At 58.0% G+C, this 19,035-nt stretch carries 18 protein-coding genes; 1 reads left to right on the forward strand and 17 read right to left on the reverse strand.

Annotated elements, in window-relative coordinates; all coding sequences use genetic code 11:
• Positions 1-4 precede the first annotated feature (4 nt).
• The 16 genes from IV89_RS01135 to IV89_RS01210 form a co-directional block, all read right to left on the reverse strand.
• Positions 5-1,093, reverse strand: a complete 1,089-nt coding sequence (locus tag IV89_RS01135; protein WP_037942178.1) for a CaiB/BaiF CoA-transferase family protein — start codon at positions 1,091-1,093, stop codon at positions 5-7.
• Positions 1,094-1,102: 9 nt separating this feature from the next.
• Positions 1,103-2,260, reverse strand: coding sequence for an acyl-CoA dehydrogenase family protein (locus tag IV89_RS01140; protein WP_005848330.1), 1,158 nt, complete (start codon positions 2,258-2,260; stop codon positions 1,103-1,105).
• A 51-nt stretch (positions 2,261-2,311) separates the two neighbouring features.
• Positions 2,312-3,136 carry an enoyl-CoA hydratase-related protein gene (locus IV89_RS01145; protein ID WP_051843860.1) on the reverse strand — a complete coding sequence of 275 codons (825 nt, stop codon included), beginning with the start codon at positions 3,134-3,136 and terminating at the stop codon, positions 2,312-2,314.
• A 106-nt stretch (positions 3,137-3,242) separates the two neighbouring features.
• Positions 3,243-4,022, reverse strand: coding sequence for an SDR family NAD(P)-dependent oxidoreductase (locus IV89_RS01150; RefSeq protein WP_037942179.1), 780 nt, complete (start codon positions 4,020-4,022; stop codon positions 3,243-3,245).
• A 21-nt stretch (positions 4,023-4,043) separates the two neighbouring features.
• Entirely contained in the window at positions 4,044-4,805 is a 762-nt protein-coding gene (locus tag IV89_RS01155) for an SDR family oxidoreductase (protein ID WP_037942180.1), read from the reverse strand.
• Between the two features lie 88 nt (positions 4,806-4,893).
• Complete coding sequence (locus tag IV89_RS01160) at positions 4,894-6,141, reverse strand: acetyl-CoA C-acetyltransferase (RefSeq protein WP_037942181.1); 1,248 nt, start codon at positions 6,139-6,141, stop codon at positions 4,894-4,896.
• 233 nt (positions 6,142-6,374) lie between these two features.
• A complete protein-coding gene (locus tag IV89_RS01165; protein ID WP_005848322.1) occupies positions 6,375-7,679 on the reverse strand; it encodes a TRAP transporter large permease in 1,305 nt (434 codons plus the stop codon).
• A complete protein-coding gene (locus tag IV89_RS01170; RefSeq protein WP_005848320.1) occupies positions 7,672-8,220 on the reverse strand; it encodes a TRAP transporter small permease in 549 nt (182 codons plus the stop codon). Before IV89_RS01170 ends, IV89_RS01165 begins: the two co-directional genes overlap by 8 nt.
• Before the next feature lie 75 nt (positions 8,221-8,295).
• Positions 8,296-9,453 (reverse strand): C4-dicarboxylate TRAP transporter substrate-binding protein, encoded by a 1,158-nt coding sequence (locus IV89_RS01175; RefSeq protein ID WP_037942183.1) that lies wholly within the window; start codon positions 9,451-9,453, stop codon positions 8,296-8,298.
• Positions 9,454-9,586: 133 nt separating this feature from the next.
• Positions 9,587-10,747, reverse strand: a complete 1,161-nt coding sequence (locus IV89_RS01180) for an acetyl-CoA C-acetyltransferase (protein ID WP_037942185.1) — start codon at positions 10,745-10,747, stop codon at positions 9,587-9,589.
• Positions 10,748-10,785: 38 nt separating this feature from the next.
• Entirely contained in the window at positions 10,786-11,577 is a 792-nt protein-coding gene (locus tag IV89_RS01185) for an enoyl-CoA hydratase-related protein (RefSeq protein WP_037942186.1), read from the reverse strand.
• Positions 11,578-11,613: 36 nt separating this feature from the next.
• Positions 11,614-12,465, reverse strand: a complete 852-nt coding sequence (locus IV89_RS01190) for a crotonase/enoyl-CoA hydratase family protein (protein WP_037942189.1) — start codon at positions 12,463-12,465, stop codon at positions 11,614-11,616.
• A complete protein-coding gene (locus IV89_RS01195; RefSeq protein WP_037942191.1) occupies positions 12,465-13,796 on the reverse strand; it encodes an acyl-CoA dehydrogenase family protein in 1,332 nt (443 codons plus the stop codon). Before IV89_RS01195 ends, IV89_RS01190 begins: the two co-directional genes overlap by 1 nt.
• Positions 13,797-13,842: 46 nt before the next feature.
• Positions 13,843-14,238 carry a DUF6285 domain-containing protein gene (locus IV89_RS01200; RefSeq protein WP_181358620.1) on the reverse strand — a complete coding sequence of 132 codons (396 nt, stop codon included), beginning with the start codon at positions 14,236-14,238 and terminating at the stop codon, positions 13,843-13,845.
• Entirely contained in the window at positions 14,235-15,245 is a 1,011-nt protein-coding gene (locus tag IV89_RS01205; protein WP_235183710.1) for a phosphotransferase family protein, read from the reverse strand. Before IV89_RS01205 ends, IV89_RS01200 begins: the two co-directional genes overlap by 4 nt.
• Entirely contained in the window at positions 15,242-16,810 is a 1,569-nt protein-coding gene (locus IV89_RS01210; RefSeq protein WP_081858749.1) for a long-chain-fatty-acid--CoA ligase, read from the reverse strand. Before IV89_RS01210 ends, IV89_RS01205 begins: the two co-directional genes overlap by 4 nt.
• A gap of 398 nt (positions 16,811-17,208) precedes the next feature.
• On the opposite strand from IV89_RS01210, the gene IV89_RS01215 reads away from it, so the two are divergent.
• Positions 17,209-17,853: a TetR family transcriptional regulator gene (locus IV89_RS01215; protein ID WP_037942199.1), complete on the forward strand. Its 645-nt coding sequence runs from the start codon at positions 17,209-17,211 to the stop codon at positions 17,851-17,853.
• A gap of 40 nt (positions 17,854-17,893) precedes the next feature.
• On the opposite strand, the gene IV89_RS01220 is transcribed toward IV89_RS01215, so the two are convergent.
• Positions 17,894-19,027, reverse strand: coding sequence for an acyl-CoA dehydrogenase (locus IV89_RS01220; protein ID WP_037942201.1), 1,134 nt, complete (start codon positions 19,025-19,027; stop codon positions 17,894-17,896).
• Positions 19,028-19,035: the final 8 nt, after the last annotated feature.

The raw sequence follows: 19,035 nt of genomic DNA on the forward strand, positions 1-19,035 counted from the left end.
ATGTTCATTCGGACTTCGGAGCCTCATGCAGCGCTCGGCGGATCGCCGCAGTGTCCCCGCCCATTGCCTTCGGCGTATTGATCCCTGTCGGTTTGCTACGCGAGAAACGCGGCGCGGGAGCGGCCTGCAAAACGCCATCCACCTCGACCAGCGTTTGACGCGCGGCCATATGAGGATGGGATGCCGCTTCATCCATGCTCAGCACGGGGGCCACACAGGCATCGGTGCCACTAAAGATGCCGGACCACTCCGCCTGTGTCTTGCTCGCGAAAGCCTGTGCGTAAAGCTCGGCACGCTCGGCCCAGTTTGAAGGGTCGTTCTGATCGGCACTATGCTCGGCGGGCAGCCCGGCCTTCTCCAGCAGCAGGGCAAAGAACTGCGGCTCTAGCGGGCCGACGGACATGAACAGATCATCCTTGGTCCGGTAGCAGCGATAGAAAGGCGCACCCCCGTCCAGCAGGTTGGACGCGCGGTTTTCGCTCCACGCGCCGCGCGCTTTGAAGGTGTGGAAAAGCCCCATCATCGCGCTTACGCCATCGACCATTGCTGCATCGACCACCTGACCTTTGCCGGATGTCTGCCGCTCGAACACGGCGGCAAGGATGCCAAGCAGCAGAAACATCGTGCCCCCGCCATAGTCCGCGACCAGATTCAAAGGCGGCGGCGGCGGGTTATCAACCGTGCCCATTGCAGCCAAAGCACCCGTCAGGCCCAGGTAATTGATGTCATGACCCGCCGATTGGCTAAGCGGACCGTCCTGCCCCCAGCCCGTGATCCGGCCAAAAATCACCGTCTCGTCAAGGTCATCTGGCCCGAGCCCCAACCGTTCCATCACGCCGGGCCGGAAACCTTCGATGACGATACCAGCCCGATTGATCAGCGCCTGCGCGGTACTGCGCCCCTCTTCAGATTTCAGATCCAAAAAGACGGACCGCTTGCCGCGCCGGTTGACATCGGTTTTGTCAGCTGGCGCTTCGGCGCGGTCGATGACGATCACATCCGCACCCAGATCGGCCAGCAACTGCCCCGCCAAAGGGCCGGGACCGATCCCGGCCATTTCGATGACTTCCAGGCCTTTCAGCGGTCCCGACATAACTAACCCTCAGCCTTTTTGACGATCATCCAGCCCAAGGCCGCGACCGATGATTTCACGCATGATCTCGGACGTGCCAGCATAGATACGGCTGATCCGCGCATCGACATAAAGCCGAGAGATTTCATACTCTTCCATATATCCAGCACCGCCGTGCAATTGCAGGCAGGCATCAATGATTTCGCCTTCGATCTCCGATGTGAACAACTTGGCCTGCGCCGCCATTTCGGCTGTGCATTCCCCATCTATATGGGCCATCGCACAATGATCGAGGTAGGCCCAGCCGACATCGAGTTTGGTGCGCGCATCAGCCATGACAAAGCGGCTGTTCTGGAAGGTGCCGACCGGTTTTCCGAAGGCTTTGCGCTCTTTGATGAACTCCATCGTGATCTCGAAAGCGCGTTCCGCACGGGCGAGATAGCCGTCCGCCCCCACCAGCCGTTCTTCGGCCAGATTGGTCATCATCAATTTGAAGCCATCTGTCCCATCGCCAACCAGATCCGATGCCGGCACCTTGACGTTATCAAAGAACAGCTCGGACGTATCCTGCGCTTGCAGCCCCATCTTCTTGAGGTTCTGACCCTTGGAGAAGCCTTCTGCCCCTTCTTGAACCCAGAACAGCCCGATAGAGCGCGGATTATCGGGGTCCGTTTTCGCGGCGATCAGGTAGAGGCCAGCAATCTGACCGTTTGAGATGTAGGTTTTTGATCCGTTGATGACCCAATGGTTCCCCTGCCTTTCGGCGCGGGTTTTGATCGCCGCAAGATCCGAGCCGCATCCCGGTTCGGTCATGCCGATCGCAAGAATGGTGTCGCCCGAAACGATCCCCGGCATGTACCGGTCGCGCTGATCGTCGGTGCCGAACTTTTGCAGATAGGGTGCCACGATGCGGTTGTGCAGCGTGATAAAGAAAGAGCTCTCCACCTTGCCCAGTTCTTCGTTGAGAACCATGTCAAAGCGGAAATCATCAAGGCCCATGCCGCCGTATTTTTCATCGGCAAACATCGCCAGAAAACCGTTGTCCCCAGCGGATTTCCAAGCTTCCTTGCTAACGTGTTTGTTCTGACGCCAGCTTTCAGCATGGGGGGCAACCTCGGCCGCGATCCATTTGCGAACACTGTCGCGAAACATATCGTGCTCTTCTTCAAAAATACGTCTTTTGATCATGGGACATCCCTCGTTGCTTTGATGGGTCTGGGCATCGGTGGCACAAACGGCTTAGCTATTCGTCCAGTTCGGCGCGCGTTTTTCGACAAAGGCTTTGACGCCCTCTTTACCGTCGTTCGATTTCAGCACGACGTCAAATTCAACCGTGTTGCCTGCGAAGGCTTCGGGCAGCCGCTCGATGTCTTCTTCAAGGGCGTTGAGCACCCGCTTTGACGCCCTGACGGCAGTCGGCGATACCAGCGTGATTTCCTTGGCGATTTCACGTGCGATATCCATCGCCGTTTCACCCTCACCTGCAACGCGGTTAATGATGCCTAGTTCACAGGCACGGTCGGCTGTAATCGCACGGCCTGTCAGGATCAGCTCCATCGCGGCTTTACGACCAATCTGGCGCGTGAGACGTTGCACGCCACCCGCAGCTGCGAACAGGCCAACCTTCACCTCGGGCAGCGCGAATTTCGCATGGGCATCCGCCACGGCAATATCGGATGCCAGAACGATCTCGCATCCACCGCCCATTGCCACGCCATTCACCGCCGCGATAACCGGCTTTTCCCGGCCCCAGCGATCAGTGAGACCGCCAAAGCCGCTGCCGGCGGGTTCAATATTCTGCCCTTCGCTTGTGGCTTTCAGATCGTTGCCCGAGCAAAAAGCTTTGTCCCCGGCCCCGGTGATGATGGCGACCCACAGATCCGGGTCCTGCTCGTATCCATCAAAGATATCGTGCAATTCCTGATGCGCCCCGCCGTGGAGGGCGTTATAGCGATCCGCGCGATCAATCGTAATTTCAAGGACATGGCCGTCACGTTTGACCGTGATATAGTTGAAATCGCGCGCCCAGATATCCTTGGCATCCTTGGTTTTTACGTCAGTCATTCCATTCTCCATTTTCCCGCGGCGCAGTCAGGTTCCCACGTCGACTTTTGCAGTGCCGTGATGTGGCAGAAGGGACCGCCCCCTCCCCCAACGTCTCAGCGGCCAATCAGCGTGGTGCCATCCTGATAGCACCATCCAAGCGAATGTCTTCGCCGTTCAGGTAGGGATTGCGCACCATTTCGAGAGCCAGAGAGGCATATTCTTCCGGCTTACCAAGGCGAGCAGGGTTGGGCACCATCGCCCCCAAGGATTGCCGAACGTTTTCGGGCAGGCTCATCAAAAGCGGCGTCTCGAAGAGACCGGGCAGGATTGTATTAACGCGAATATGCTCCGCCGAAAGGTCACGGGCGATTGGCAAAGTCATACCAACAATCGCGGCTTTCGACGCCGAATATGCGACTTGGCCGACCTGACCGTCCTCTGCCGCAACGGAAGCGGTCGAGATGATCGCGCCACGCTCTCCGTCCTCCGGGTCGAGGGTCATCATACCCGCGGCGGCCTTCACGGTGCAGATGAAGGTGCCGATCTGGTTGACCTCAATAATCTTGCGATATTCGGAGATCGGGAACTGGGAAATACCACCAGTTTTGCGATCCCGCCCAGCGGTCTTGATCGCATTCCCGATGCCCGCGCAATTAACGAGAATACGTTCCTGCCCGTTTGCCGCCCGCGCCTTTTCAAAGCCAGCGTCGACGCTGGCTTCGTCCGCCACGTTCACCTTGCAAAACACGCCGCCCAATTCAGATGCAATTGCTTCGCCGGCTTCCTCGTTCAGGTCAAACAAGGCCACCTTGACTCCATGTGAAGCCAACGCACGCGCTGTGGCAAGCCCCAGTCCGGAGGCACCCCCAGTGATGACTGCCGAGATTGAGTTATCAAGTTTCATTCGCGTTCTCCGTAATTTATCTCAAAGGGCGTTGATGCTATGACCGCCATCCACGGTTATGGTCGCGCCGGTCATGTAGCTGTTCTGTCTGGCCGCCAGCATGAGCAATGGAAGATTCAATTCCTCCATAGCCCCAAACCTGCGTTGCGGAATGCGCGCAGCCATGCGGTCCCCCGCTTCGGATCCCAGAAAATCCGCGTTCAACTCTGTCTGGAAATAGCCCGGTGCCAATGCATTGACTCGAATGCCGTCAAGCGCGACCTCAATCGCAAGCGATTTGGTCATATGAATAACACCGGCCTTGGTTACCGCATACGCCCCTGATTTGAGCGCAGTTCGCGATGCTGTAATTGACGCAATGTTAACAATGGCCCCGGCTGTCTTCTCTTTGCGAAACATTGCGACAGCCTGTTTGGACACACGCCAGACCCCGCTCAGGTTGACATCTATCAACTGCTGCCACTCGTCTTCATCCATATCGGCAAGCCAAGAATTCTGACCGATACCCGAATTGTTAATAACGATGTCACAGGGTGGCATATCCGCAAACGCCGCCAGAACCACTTCGGGAGAGCCCACATCCATTTGAACAACGTGGACATCGCGCCCCATCGCACGCAATGGCGCTGCGACCTCCTCCAGCTTGTCTGTGCGTCGTGCTGCGAGAACCAGGTCAGCCCCTTGCACCGCAAGGACAGAGGCGAAATGGGCGCCCAGGCCGCTCGATGCTCCTGTGACGAGCGCTCTGTTTTGGCTCAAGTCGATACTTAAGGGTGGGGTCATTCTAGGTTTCTTCTTGGGGTCGTCTCGTTTCGAGGGAGCAAAAATTTGCAGAGGGCGATCATGACCAGCCCTCTGCATGCATAAAGGCTTACACCCGCTCGATGATGATTGCGGGGGCCATGCCACCGGCCGCACACATCGTGATCAGGCCATACCGACCACCAGAACGCTCTAGTTCATCCAAGGCAGTACCGATCAGAATGGAACCGGTCGCACCGATAGGATGACCGAGCGCCATCGCGCCGCCGTTGATGTTCACCTTGGAACGGTCGAGCTTGAGATCCCGAATGAACTTTTCCGCAACCACGGCAAAGGCTTCGTTGATTTCATAAACGTCGATATCGTCAGTAGTCAGACCCGCTTTCTCCAGAACCTTGCGCGCTGCCGGAACAGGAGCGTTCAACATCAACGTCGGATCGTCGCCAATGTTCGCCGTCGCCACGATGCGCGCGCGCGGCTTCATGCCTGTCTTTTTCACATAGCCTTCGGACGCCAGCAAAAGGGCCGCCGCGCCATCCACAACGCCAGAGGAATTCCCCGCATGGTGAATGTGCTGCATTTTGCCCTTCAACTCAGGATAGCGCGCATAAATCATGTCGCCGTAGGTCGTCCCCTTGTCGTCAATCGGGAACTCCATGAACTTGTCGAAAACCGTGTTGAGGGTTGAGAGAGAGTCAAGCGTGGTGCCGGGGCGCGGGAATTCTTCCTTGTCCAAAACCAGTTCGCCGGTCTCGGGGTCGCGCACTGGTACGATAGAACCGTCGAAACGCCCTTCGGCGATGGCTTTGGCAGCGCGTTCTTGGCTCGTCACGGCCAGCTGATCTGCTGCAGCGCGATCAATGCCTTCAATCGTCGCGATGGCGTCTGCACTGCAACCCTGCTGGGTCTGCGGGTGCTTTGCGCGCAGGCTCAGGTTGCCCGCGTCCATCATAAAGGGTTTCTTCGGGTCAGCGATCTGCCCGGTATAGCTCATCATTTCGGTGCCGCCCGCGATGACGACATCCTCCATCCCTGACATGATCTGGGCTGCAGCCAGCGAAACCGTGGTGATCCCGGAGCCGCAGAAACGGTCAAGCGTGACGCCTGACGCTTTGACGTCATAGCCCGCATCCAGCGCCGCCATGCGACCAAGGTCGCCGCCCTGCTTGTCTTTTTGCGTACTCGTACCCCAAATAATGTCATCCACATCAGCTGTGTTCAGATCGTTGCGATCCCGCAGCGCGGCTAGGACAGTGGCCCCCAAGTGTTGAGGATGCAGGTGCGCGAGCGCGCCCTTCCCGACCTTCCCAACACCGCGAGGGGTGCGGCAAGCGTCAATGATATATGCTTCAGCCATTGAGGGTTTCCTTCTCTAAAGTTCAGCTGGCTCGCCGCCTGCCGCTTGCTTCGCGCCCAGTTCACCGCCGCCTAAACCGACAGTTAAATTCATTCACTGCAGGCATCTCATCACAACATTAATTAGTCAAGTAGTTAATTAAGTTAACTGCGCGAATAGTCTGTTAGTTATAACGCCGCCTCGTTCACAAAGTGAGGCGACACAATAAGTGTTGCGAGGAAACTCGGTGCGTCTCACTTCATGATTTCGGGCAAGAACAATGTGATCTCAGGCCAGATTGCCAGCACCGCCAGCACCACCAGGTCCATGAGGATAAACCACATCACGCCACGGAAAATTTGGGTTGTTGTGGCGATGTTCCCGACGACACCCTTGATGACAAAAATGTTCATCCCGATGGGCGGCGTCACCATCCCGATTTCCAGGAGTTTGGTGAGCACGATCCCGAACCAAAGCAGTGACCAATCGGCGTCCTGCACGATCGGCAGAACAATCGGCATCGTCAGCAGCATCGCGCCAATCGGCTCGAGAAACATACCAAGAATGAGATAGACCAGTATGATGCCAAAGAGGATCATGGCCGGATTGGCGGACAATCCGATGATGGAGTCTGACAGGTAATCTCCGGCACCTGATAGGGTCAGAAATCTTGTCAGCAATGTCGCGCCAACGCCGATGACGATCAAGGCAGCAGTCGTGATCATCGTTTCCTCAACGGCAAGCCGGAAGCGACGCCAATTCAGTGTTCTGCGGGCCAGCCCCACCAGGCATGAAAGGAACGCGCCAATCGCGCCAGCCTCTGTCGGGGTGAAAGCACCAGAGAAAAGCCCACCAAAAATCCCGATCATGACCACGACAATCGGCCAGGTATCTTTGAGCGCCGAAAGGCGCTCTGCCCATGAGGCGCGAACCCCTACGGGTGCCATAGCCGGATTAATTTTGACACGAACCAGAATTACCACGCAGTAACCAATCGCCGAGATCACCCCCGCTGTGATGCCGCCCAGAAACAACTGCGGCACTGATACCTGTGCGATGACCCCATACAAAATCAAAATGATCGAAGGCGGGATCAAGGCTCCGATGGTGCCCGCGACGGCAACTGTGCCTGTCGCAAGTTCGGCATTGTAGCGCGCGCGCATCATCTCGGGCACGGCAATACGCCCCATTGCCGCGGCGCAAGCAACCGACGACCCGCATACTGCCGCAAAACCTGCGGAACCAAAGACCGCCGCGATGGCAAGCCCACCGGGGAGCGCAGACGTCCATACCCTTGCGGCCCTGAACATCCCTTGGGTCAGCTCAGCATGATAACAAATAAACCCAAGGAGCAAGAACATGGGGACCGAGCTAAGCACCCAGTTTGCGGAAAACTGATAGGGCATGACCGCAAGCGCGCCCCAGGCAACCCTCCAGCCCAAAAGAACATAAAGCCCGCCAAAGCTTACCCCGATCAAAGCAACGCCGATAGGAACGCGCAAGGCAATCAGGACAAACAAAAGCCCCAGACCGCTGAGACCAATACCGATATCATCCATTTGCAAGCTCCTCCGCTGGCAATTCGCCATTCATGTCAGGGCCAAAAGTAGATTGTGCGCCTCTGGCAATTGCTTGCGCACGCCAAAGCGCGGTTACAGCCATCAATCCGCAGCCCAAAGGCAGCGCGAAATAACTTGGCCACACAGGGATGGTCAGCGACCCTTGCTGGATTGCCGCGCTAATTTCCATTTTGTGAATAGCTTCTATCCAGGTACGAACCGTGACGAACCCGAATACAATCGCAGCCAGAAACGCGGCCATCGCAGCCAGCCCGCTTTGAACATTGCGCGGCATCAGCTCGGTGAAGACTTCGACAGAAACATGGGCATCGCGCGATTCAGCCACCGCCAGCGAACAAAAGCCAAGTATCACCATGTAATAATGGGAAACGATGGTGATCGTACCTCTGATCGGCGAATTGAAAACAAACCGTAAAATTACATCGGTCGTAATGTGCAACATCATGAGCGTTACGCAGATGATGCCGACCAGTCCCATTACCGAGACCAACGGTTCGAGCACGCGTTGAAAAAGCTTCATTCGAGCCTCACTTATCTGTGGGATGAAGATTGCTGCACCGTCGGAAAACGACGTACCGTCGGTGCAGCAGATCGCTTACTGCCCGTAGGTCGATACATCGACCTTCGACAGAACTTCGGTCCAGTAAAGATCGGACAGTGCATCAGCATCCTGCACGTCTTTCACCAAACCAACCCATTTGGTCATGAGCTCACGCACCTTCGAGACACTTTCTTCACCGCCCGTAACGCCACGCTCGGCGTAGATGTCAACGACGTTCGAGATGTCTTCGTTGATCCACTCAACGCTTTGCGTGCGCAGACTTGCTTCTGCCTCGTGGAAAGTGATCCCCTGTTCCTTGGCCTTGGCAATGTTGTCTCGTGCCTCACCATAATAGGCCCAGTTCATTTCCGCCGCCACGACGGCAGACCCTTTCAACATCGCGGTTCTGCCTGCGTCATCAAGGCCAGCCCATGTATCGGCATTCACATTGGTAAGACCTGATACAAAGGAAGACCCCGGCAGGTTTGTCGTGATGTCTGTCGCCACATCAATAAAGCTGAAGTTCGTCAGCTCCGACGCTGATGATGCGGTACAGTCAATGACGCCCTGGTTCAGCGCCTCGAAAGTCTCGTTGATCGAAATGGAGACGGGCGTGGCCCCCATCGCTTCGATCCAGCGGCTCCAGAAGGCACCAGGCGTGCGGATACGAGCACCCTTCAGATCCTCGGCCGAAACGACCGGTTTTGTGCACTGCAGCATGTAGGGGGGTGTCCCCGCACCCGCTGTGTAAACGTGGTTCTGGGCCGCAAACTCGCTCAAGCAGTCGCCACAGTTGAACATGACGTACTCCATGATCGCGCCGGTGAAAGCAAAGGCCATCCGATCAGGGTCGCCTTCCACCACTTCACTAAAGCTAGCCAGCTCGGTCACGAAGTTTGTGTTGGGGAATTCGGATAGGAAATACGGTGTCAAAACAGTTGTTATGTCGGCAATCCCGTCACGTACACCCGATGTCGACTCCAGAAAGTTAAGCAAAGACAGCGGGAAAACTTTTACCGTGACGTCGCCGCCAGATGCCTCTTCGACGGCATCAGCATAGGTCTCGATCGCCTCTGTCGGCAGCGCACCTGGAGGCCAGCCGATCGCATAGCGTAAATCGCGTGCCTCGGCCGATGTCGAGAATGTGCCCACTGATGCCGCTGCAAGAACCAAAGCAGACCCGCTGCTTTTGAACAACTTAGAAAACTTCATTTAACTTCTCCCTTTGATTTTCAGTAAGTCGTCGGTTTTCTCCCGACTTGTTGGTGACTGTCTGTGCTCCGAAGCCACGCAGCGGAGCGGTCATTCGGCTGAGATACTCCACGAACCGCAGCCAGAATTTAGGTTAAAGCGCTTCGACGATGGTGACATTCGCCAGCCCACCGCCCTCGCACATGGTCTGCAACCCGTAGCGTTTTCCGCGGGCGCGCAATCCATGCACCAATGTCGCCATCAGCTTGGCGCCCGAAGCGCCCAATGGGTGACCTAGCGAAATGGCCCCGCCATTGACGTTCAAACGATCAGGGTCGGCACCTGTGTGCTTGAGCCAAGCAAGAGGGATCGAGGCGAAGGCTTCGTTGACCTCGTAAAGATCAATCTCGTCGATCGTCATCCCTGCGCGGGCCAAGGCGCGATCGGTGGCGAAAAGCGGCTCTTCGAGCATGATTACCGGATCGCCACCCGTTACCGTCATGGACCTGATCCGTGCGAGGGGGGTCAGCCCGTGGGCCTTGACCGCCGCGGCACTGGCAATCAGAACCGCCGAGGCACCGTCGCAAATCTGGCTGGCGTTGCCGGCGGTGATCACGCCGCCCTCTTTCAGCGTCTTCACGCCGGCCAGCGCCTCCATCGAGGCGTCGGCACGGATGCCCTCGTCTGTCCGGTGCATTTCACCATTCTCGAGCTCAAGGGGCACGATCTCCTGATCGAATGCACCTGCTTCGGTCGCTTTTGCCGCGCGCTGATGGCTCAGCAAAGCAAAGGCATCAAGATCCTCGCGGCTGAAGTTATGCTTGCGCGCAATCGCTTCGGCACCGGAAAACTGGCTAAAGGCCACGCCGGGATATTTGGCGTCAAGACCCGGCGACTTGGCCGACCCGGGCTCGAAGTTTCGCGTGAAGACGCCTGTGGTCCCCATCGGTACCCGCGACATGGATTCAACGCCCGCAGCAATCACCAGGTCCTGAGTGCCGGACATGACGGCCTGCGCCGCAAACTGGATCGACTGCTGGGAAGAGCCGCATTGACGGTCGATCGACACCGCCGGTACGCTTTCGGGCAGGGACGAGGCCAGCACCGCGTTGCGACCGATGTGCAGACCTTGTTCGCCGCTTTGACCGACGCAGCCCATGATAACATCCTCAATGGCAGCGGGATCGATGCCGGTATTCTGCACCGTGGCGTCCAAAACGCGCGCGGCCAGATCGACGGGGTGCCACCCGGACACCTTGCCGCCACGACGGCCACCAGGGGTGCGCAATGCAGAACAGATATAAGCTTCGGTCATTTTATTACCTTCCTTTACGTAGAGCGCAGAACGCCTGCTTAGCCGCCGAAACGCGCGGCACGCTTTTCCATGAATGCCGCGACACCTTCGGCAAAATCGGGGTGATTGCCCGCGTCGCGTTGTAGAACACGTTCCAATTGCAGGGTTTCGGTGAAACTGGAATCCGCCGCTGCCCATGCAGATTGCCGGGTCAGCGCCAGTGCACGGGTTGGCCCGTCCGCCAGTTTTTGCGCAATCTTCATCGCTTCCGCCTCGACAACGTCATCCTCGAACAACCTGGTGATCAGGCCCCACTCAAACGCCTTTTCCGCCGGTAGTTTTTCTGCAAGCATCATCAATTCCATTGCCCGCACCCGTCCGACCGAGCGCGTCAAAAACCACGCTGCGCCGCCATCGGGAACCAGCCCGATCCGCGCGAATGCCTCGAGAAAATAGGCCGCGCGACCGCAAACGATGATGTCCCCGGCCATCGCGAGAGACGCACCTACCCCCGCCGCTGCACCGCGCACCGCTGTGATGAAAGGCACTGGCAAGGTCCGGATCGTTTCAACCAAGGGGTTGAAGGCGTCCTCTAGTGTTTGACCTGCATCCAGTTCCCCGTCACCGGGGGCAAGATCGCCGGACAGGTTGGCCCCAGAGCAAAATCCGCGCGCTCCGCCCGCCAGAATGATGCAACCGGAAACCTTGGCCTCGGCACGCAACACTTCGCGCAGGGACAGGGCCATCGGCGTATCCATGGAATTCAACGTCTTGGGGTCATTCAGGCGCACCGTGCTGACACGCCCCTCGCGGGTGACTGCGAGACGGTCATCAAGAGTAGAAGTTGTCATTGGCGGTGCTCCATTTAATTTCGGGGATCGGGTTGGCTATTGCCATTTCGGCGCCGACCAATCGGGAAAGATGTCGGGCAAATCTGTACTGACCTTGTCGGGAAAAACCGCCGGACGCTTTTCCGTGAAACTGCGCACACCCTCTGCGGCATCGGCGGAGGCGCTTCGCAGTTCAATCGCAAGGCTGTCGACGCGGTGCGCCTGCATTGGGTGATCGGCACCCAACATCCGCCACATCATCTGACGCGTCAGCGCGACAGAAACCGGGGCGTTGTTTGCGCCTATTTCCTCGGCCAGTTCCTGCGCGGCCCCAAGCAGATCGGCGGGTTTGTGGACCGAGCGGACCAATCCGGCGGAAAGTGCTTCCTGCGCATCAAAGATGCGACCCGTCGTGCTCCATTCCATCGCCTTGGAAATACCGACAACACGCGGCAGAAACCATGATGAACAGGCCTCTGGCACAATGCCACGGCGGCCAAAGACGAAACCGAATTTGGCATCCTCGGAGGCAAGCCGCATATCCATCGGCAACTGCATCGTGGCACCAACGCCGACAGCCGCGCCGTTGACGGCGGCGATCACAGGTTTGAGGCTGTCAAAGATGCGCAAGGTCAACAGACCGCCGCCATCGCGCACGATGCCGTCGCCTACCTTGCGCTTTTCCACATCCACAAAGCCTTTGGTCCCGCCAGAAATATCCGCACCGGCGCAAAATGCCCGGCCCGCCCCGGTCACCACAACAGCGCGCACAGCGTCATCTGCATCGGCCACATCAAAGGCGTCGATAAGCTCTTGCATCATCTCAATCGTGAAGGCGTTCAACTTTTCCGGCCGATCAAGGGTGAGCGTCATGACCCCGCCCGTCAGATCAGTGCGTACAACAGCCATCAGTTCTCTCCCTTTAGCGGGGCCGCAACGCTGCGCGGCGTCGGATCGGGAATGTTGCCGCGTCGGGGGCCAAGGTAACCGAACAGCCATGCGCCGACTTTTCGCATCTGGATCTCTTCTGCGCCTTCAGTGATGCGGTAGCGGCGATGATGGCGATAGATATGTTCGAACGGTTTGTGCCGAGAATATCCGATGCCGCCATGAATTTGCATGGCGCGGTCCGCGGCCTCGCAACACAGCCGGTTGGCCTGATAATTGCACATGCTCACCTTGTCAGACAGTTTCTTGGCGACCTCGGGGTGTGGCATGCGGTCCATCTCCCAGGCTGTCTTGCGGATGAGCTGGCGCAGCATTTCTGCCTGCGTGGCCAATTCGACCAAGGGGAACTGGATCGCCTGATTTGCGGCCAGCTCTTTGCCAAATGGTTTTCGGGCGCGGGCATAGCGCACGGATTCCTCGATACAATATACCGCAACCCCCAGCGAACTCGCCGCCTGCCGAATGCGGTTTTCATGCACAAATGCCTGCGCCAGCGCCAAGCCGCCGCCCTCTGGCCCGAACATCAAATCATCCGGCACCCAGACGTCGTTGAAACTGATCCGCGGATGATCGGTGGGCATGTTGAAGGTCCAGAGATATTCCTCGATCTTCAGCCCCGGTGTCTGGGCAGGAACCAAGAAAGCGGTGATCCCATCCGCCGCGCCATCCTCGCCAGAGGTGCGCGCGAAGGTGACGCAATGGGTCGCGGTGTGCATCCCTGTGGTCCACATTTTTTCACCGTCAATGCGCCAGCCGGATTTGCCATCGCGGGTCTCGCGCACAGCACGGGTTTCCATATGCGTGGCATCCGACCCATGCGCTTCCTCGGTCAACCCGAAGGCCATGCGGATGTCGCCGCTCAGCGCGCCCGAGATAAATGTCTGCTTTTGCGCTTCTGTCCCGAAATCGCGTAGCATGACGATGACCGGAAAATTGCCAATTACCGAATGCTCTGACTGCAGGTCGTTGAACAGCCCCAGCCCCTTGGCGGCCATATGCTCGCGCACGACGGCCATGGCCAGATTGCCGCCGTCCTGCCCGCCGAATTCCGCAGGCAGGGAAAAGCGGTACAGCCCGGCCTTGTCGGCGCGGCGGACGGCCTCGGCCATCAAGGCTTCCCACTCGGGCCGGGGCAGCCCGCCGTTTTCAAAATCCGTGCGCGCGTATTCCCGGCGATGGTCGAAAAACCGTTCGTTATCGTCCTCGGCCTGCAACGGTACGATTTCTGCTTCGATAAACGTATCAAGGCGGGTCACAAGATCGGTAATTTCAGAAGGTAGATCAAAGTTCATCTGCGGGTGTTCCTTGTGTCGATTGGCGGCGGCTCGGGTGGCTCTGCTACGGCAACCCTCGCCTGCGCTGCGCCAATGCCCGCAAGCGGGCTGCCGCGGAAAACTCCGGTTGATCGATGTCGATCTTGTTCAGCGTGGTTGCGATCAACAGGTCCGACAGCCCCGGCGTCGATAGATCCGTTTCGCCATTTTCGATCTGTGCGCAAAGACGCGCGGTCAACGCGTCCAGCCCGCCCGTGGCACCCACCAGCGCCGACAGCATCCGGGCTTCCTCGCTTTCGGACGGTTCCGCCCCGATCTGGCGCCGGACCAGTTCAACCGCGCCTGCCGCGACCTTGGCCTCGAACCGGGCATGCGCAGGCAGTGCATCCGCAGCGGTGTCACGCAGCCATGCAGCAACGGCCGCCAAAATCGCGTTGGGGCTTGGCTGGTCCTGCATCATGCGGCCCCTTCCAGCAGATGAAGCAACAATATCGCTTCTGTTTCCGAGGCGCGCCGCGCGATCACATGACGTTCCACGCTGGTGTCAGTACCTTCGCGCACCCACGCGGCCATCTCTTCGATGATGACACCCCACCGCAACGCCGACAGAATTTCCCACCACCGCACCGTAGCCGGATCGACAGGATCACCCCCTGCCGCTTCATACCCTGCAAACAAATCCTCGCGACGGCCCAAACCGCCAACGGGATCGGCATTACCAAAGCGCCAGCTTTCCATGCAGAGCCAACCCATGTCGGCCATCGGATCACCGATATGCGCCAGTTCCCAATCCAGAACACCGCGCATCCCTTCAGGGCCAAACATCAGATTGCCCATGCGGAAATCCCCATGCACCAACTTTGGCGCGCGCGGCTCTGGCGCATTTTCGGCCAGCCAGCGCAGCGCAAGCGAAAAGACAGGGCGCGCGGCACCAAATGCGCGGTGTCGATGGCCAAGATCATCCAACACCTCGCGCGGAGACAGCACGGGAATGGGCAGGCCAGTCGGGTCGCTCTGGTGAATTCTCGCCAGAATTTTACCGGCCTGACGGGCGAACTTCGCCCGCGCCGGGGTATAGCTGTCGTCGCGCAGGATGCGATGGGGCAGCGCCTCCCCGTCGATGCGCAGCATGACAAAGCCTGCACCGATGCCGTCATCTGGCGTCAGCTCATGTTCGATCTGTGGTGCGGGCACGCCTGCTGCAGCCACGCGTTTGATCACTCGGGCTTCGGCCGCCATGCCGATGCCGGTGCCGCCCGACCGCGCCGCGGCAGGTTCGCGGCGCAAGATCAAGTGGTACCCCTGCCCACCATCCATCTGAAAAGACCAGGTTTCCTGGCTGGCCCCGCCCGATAGCCGCCGCAGCCCCTTGGTACCCTGCGCCGCAGGATCGAGGGTGGGCACCAGCCGCGCCAATCCGTTCTCGAGGGTCGTCTGAGGATGCAAGATGTCTTGTGCTGCGTTCAATTCACCTGCCGCTCGCGGCCCTCCCAATAGGGCGCGCGCAGGTCGCGCTTAAGCAGCTTGCCGGACGCATTGCGCGGCATCACGTCGATGACGTCAATCGCCTTGGGACATTTGAATGCAGCGAGCTTACCGCGCATCCAAGCCAGCACTTCTTTCTCGTCAAGGGTTGCATTGGGCTTGAGCGTCACAACCGCCCGAACGGCCTCGCCCCACTTGGGGTCAGGCACGCCAATCACCGCTGCCTCACTGATGGAGGGATGCGCATATAGCGCGCTCTCCACCTCGGCAGGGTATACATTTTCGCCGCCGGAAATGATCATGTCCTTGATGCGGTCGTGGATGAACAGGTAGCCGTCCTCGTCAAGATAGCCCGCATCGCCCGACAGCAGCCAACCGTCGTCGCGCAGCGTCTTGGTCGTCGCCTCCGGGTTCTTCCAGTATCCCAGCATATTTGCCGGTGCCCGGACGGCCACTTCGCCGATCTCGCCAGCTTTGACGGGCTTGCCGTCTGGGTCGAAAATAGCGATTTCACACCCCATCGCGGGCCGTCCGGCGCTACGCATCCGCTCGGATCCCTCGGGCACGTGGTCCTCTGGTGGAAGTATCGCAATCGTGCCCGTCGTCTCCGTCATGCCGTAACATTGGATAAACTGGCAACCAACGACTTCGATGGCCTCTTTCAGTAGCGGCAGGGGCATGGGCGCAGCACCGTACATCACGGTTTTGACGCAAGAAAAATCGACGCGCTTTGCTTCTGGGTGCTGGATGACGATCTGCAAGGCAGCAGGCACTACGAACAGCTTTGAAACGCGCTCTGTGTGGATTGCATCAAGGGCCGCTACAGGGTCAAACTCTCGGAGGATGACGCTGGTACAGCAGTTCACAAAGGCGATTGTCCAAAAACCAATGCCGCCGATATGCGCCAAGGGCATCGCAACAAACCCGATATCCTCGTCGTCCCAGTGGTCATAGATATGTTTGACGGCCAGGGAGTCCAGTTTCGGCTGTAGCAAGTTACTGTGGCTCAGTAGCACGGCTTTCGGCACACCTGTGGTGCCGGATGTAAACAAAACCATAGCCGGATCATGCGTTGAAGCGCGGTCAACAACAGGTTCGCTCGACTGAGCATCACGCCACGCCTCGTATGTTTCCCAAGGTCCATCGCCCTCCTCCATAGCGAGGATCTGAATGTCCGGAAGTGCTGCGTTGATTTCCTTGATCGCTTCCGAGAACTCAGGCCCGAAGAAAAGCATCTGTGGCGGGTATTTGCGTAAAATCTCGATGATCTCGGCAGGCGCAAGCCGCCAATTCAAGGGCGCGAACATCCCACCGACGCGCGTCGCACCGATGAAAATCTCGAAGACGTGGTCGCAGTTTTTCCCAAGGTAAGCGACGACTTTGGCGTCAGCCCTGTGCAAGCCGTGTGCAACCTGATCGACGTGACGATCAAAATCCTTGAAGGTCGTATCGCGTCCTTCAAACCGATTGCAGATCTTGTCAGGTGCGCGCTGTGCAGCGCTTCGTGCGACCGCGCTAATCGAGCTCATTGCCTCTGGATCAATCATCTCGTCTCCTCCCGACGTTACCGACATCCTCATGGCCCGGCGGACGGTACCGCGCTGCGACACTGCCTTCTTGGTATGCGAAAACGTCGCGCTTAATTACCAATCGTGATGAGCGACCTCCCAGACCAAGCACATCACATAGGCATATTAGCTAAGCAGTTAAGTTGCGCCTGTAAAGTGGTAATTGTGTAGTTAATGAGGTTTTTGAAACCATGCTCCACCGCTATAAAGAACAGTAATATCACAAACCCTAATGCGATCACCTAGCCGATCTCGTCGCAAAGGAGGCGCGACTGGCAAGCTTCAATGGCTTCTTGGCTTGAAGTGCGACCGAATCGTCCGTGACATTCTGATCGGCACTGAGTAATAAGGTTCTACCTACAGGAGTTAGTTGAGCAATGAATTCAAAGGTAGCCGCAGTCACCGCACCCCTCGAAGAACGTGCGTCAACAAGAGATGATTTGCTCACCGCCGCAAGCGAGCTCATGTGTGAACGGGACACCTTGCTGGTGCCCATTATCGATATTGCGGCGAAGGCTGGGGTGAACTCTGCTTTGGTGAAGTATTACTTTGGCAACAAAAGCGGCTTGATGCGCGCCCTTCTTCACCGAGATCTGGCGGAAGCAGTCACCCAGCTTGAAGCCTTGGTCGAGATGGACATGCGCCCGACCGCGAAGATGCGGTACCACCTCTCCGGTCTCGTCAACATGTACTTCAAATACCCTTACTTGCAGCGCCTGCTGACCGCGACGATGCGCGACGAAACCGAAGAAGTCAGACGGACCATGATAAAGTCGTACATCGAACCGATCCACGGTGCCTACAAGCGGATGATTTCCGAAGGTGTGGCAGCAGGAGAGTTCCAATCTGTCGACTACAAGTTCTTCTACTTCATCGTCATCGGGGCATGTGACCAGATATTTTCGTCCCGAGAAGTGCTGAACTATATGCACGGCGTCGATAGAATTGATGACGACATACGCCGCTCCTATACGGAGCAGATGATCGCGGTCATCTTGGGCGGCCTAATGGCGCGTAGCTGATATCGCGGAGGTGAGATAGCCACACCTCCGCACCACATTTCTACGCTTTGGCAGTGGCGAGAGATTTGCCGACCGCACGGAAGTGATACTCACTATCTCCGAACAGCGCATTGATTGTCAGGATACGCTTATGAAAGTGACCTATGCTGACCTCGTCCGTCATACCGACGCCGCCATGGGTCTGAATAGCCGCTTCGCCGATGTCCCGGCCCAAGGCACCAATCTGCCCTTTCAGGATCGAAATATCCTGCGCGCCTACCTGTCCGGCATCCATCAGCGCCGTCGTGTACAGCAGGCAGGAGCGGGCCTTTACATAGGCGATCTTCATATCTGCCAAGCGGTGCGAAATGGTCTGAAACGTGGCGATAGGCGTGCCGAACTGTTTGCGCGTCGATGCATATTCGCTTGTCAGTCGCAGCAAGGCCCCCATAGCGCCCACGGCTTCAGCGCAGAGCGCGACGATTGCCCTAGAGGTCACTGTTTGCAGCACGCTATGGGCATCTTCGGCGAGCCTGCGGTCGGACGGGATTTGAACCGCATCGAAGGTGATATGCGCAGCGTGGCGGCCATCAATAGTGACGAAAGATGCGATGCTGACCCCTTGCTGTTTTGGATCGACCATAAACAAAGATAGGCCATCCTTGTCAGGTGCCGTGCCGCGCGTTCGTGCCGATACGACAAGCGCGTCGGCCTGCGCGCCCCCAAGGACCATCCGCTTTTCACCGCTCAGGGTGAATCCGTCCGCTGCCTCGGTTGCGGCCAAGGAAACAAGTGCCGGATCCGCGGTCCCCTTCCCCTCTTCATGGGCGAAGGCTGCCGTTTGTTCACCCGTTATGATTTTGGAAAGTTGCGCTTGCGCGGCAGGGATATCGGATTGTGCCAGACAAGACCCCGCCAGCAGGATCGAAGAAACATAAGGCTCGATCAGCAGATGCGCCCCAAAGGGTTCAGCCACAGCAACGACATCCGCCATCGACCCACCAAACCCGCCAACCTCTTCGGCAAAGGGCAAGCCAAGAATACCCATATCGGCCAGTGCCTGCCAAATCTCGGGAGACCACGGGCGGCCGGATTGCAGCATTTTCTGACGGGTCTCGAAATCATAGCTCCGCTCCAATAGGCGCTTCACGCTCTCTTGCAGCATCTTCTGTTCGTCGGTCTGAGAGAAATCCATCCACGTAC

Source organism: Sulfitobacter sp. CB2047 (assembly GCF_000735125.2).
Lineage (GTDB): Bacteria > Pseudomonadota > Alphaproteobacteria > Rhodobacterales > Rhodobacteraceae > Sulfitobacter > Sulfitobacter pontiacus.

Excerpts from the sequence above, each read along its gene's own strand:
- IV89_RS01155 (WP_037942180.1), bottom strand. The coding sequence starts at position 4,805 with ATGACCCCACCCTTAAGTATCGACTTGAGCCAAAACAGAGCGCTCGTC.
- IV89_RS01170 (WP_005848320.1), bottom strand. The coding sequence starts at position 8,220 with ATGAAGCTTTTTCAACGCGTGCTCGAACCGTTGGTCTCGGTAATGGGA.
- IV89_RS01190 (WP_037942189.1), bottom strand. The coding sequence starts at position 12,465 with ATGGCTGTTGTACGCACTGATCTGACGGGCGGGGTCATGACGCTCACC.
- IV89_RS01180 (WP_037942185.1), bottom strand. The coding sequence starts at position 10,747 with ATGACCGAAGCTTATATCTGTTCTGCATTGCGCACCCCTGGTGGCCGT.
- IV89_RS01175 (WP_037942183.1), bottom strand. The coding sequence starts at position 9,453 with ATGAAGTTTTCTAAGTTGTTCAAAAGCAGCGGGTCTGCTTTGGTTCTT.
- IV89_RS01195 (WP_037942191.1), bottom strand. The coding sequence starts at position 13,796 with ATGAACTTTGATCTACCTTCTGAAATTACCGATCTTGTGACCCGCCTT.
- IV89_RS01145 (WP_051843860.1), bottom strand. The coding sequence starts at position 3,136 with ATGACTGACGTAAAAACCAAGGATGCCAAGGATATCTGGGCGCGCGAT.
- IV89_RS01200 (WP_181358620.1), bottom strand. The coding sequence starts at position 14,238 with ATGATGCAGGACCAGCCAAGCCCCAACGCGATTTTGGCGGCCGTTGCT.
- IV89_RS01185 (WP_037942186.1), bottom strand. The coding sequence starts at position 11,577 with ATGACAACTTCTACTCTTGATGACCGTCTCGCAGTCACCCGCGAGGGG.
- IV89_RS01210 (WP_081858749.1), bottom strand. The coding sequence starts at position 16,810 with ATGATTGATCCAGAGGCAATGAGCTCGATTAGCGCGGTCGCACGAAGC.
- IV89_RS01135 (WP_037942178.1), bottom strand. The coding sequence starts at position 1,093 with ATGTCGGGACCGCTGAAAGGCCTGGAAGTCATCGAAATGGCCGGGATC.
- IV89_RS01140 (WP_005848330.1), bottom strand. The coding sequence starts at position 2,260 with ATGATCAAAAGACGTATTTTTGAAGAAGAGCACGATATGTTTCGCGAC.
- IV89_RS01215 (WP_037942199.1), top strand. The coding sequence starts at position 17,209 with ATGAATTCAAAGGTAGCCGCAGTCACCGCACCCCTCGAAGAACGTGCG.
- IV89_RS01165 (WP_005848322.1), bottom strand. The coding sequence starts at position 7,679 with ATGGATGATATCGGTATTGGTCTCAGCGGTCTGGGGCTTTTGTTTGTC.
- IV89_RS01150 (WP_037942179.1), bottom strand. The coding sequence starts at position 4,022 with ATGAAACTTGATAACTCAATCTCGGCAGTCATCACTGGGGGTGCCTCC.
- IV89_RS01160 (WP_037942181.1), bottom strand. The coding sequence starts at position 6,141 with ATGGCTGAAGCATATATCATTGACGCTTGCCGCACCCCTCGCGGTGTT.
- IV89_RS01220 (WP_037942201.1), bottom strand. The coding sequence starts at position 19,027 with ATGGATTTCTCTCAGACCGACGAACAGAAGATGCTGCAAGAGAGCGTG.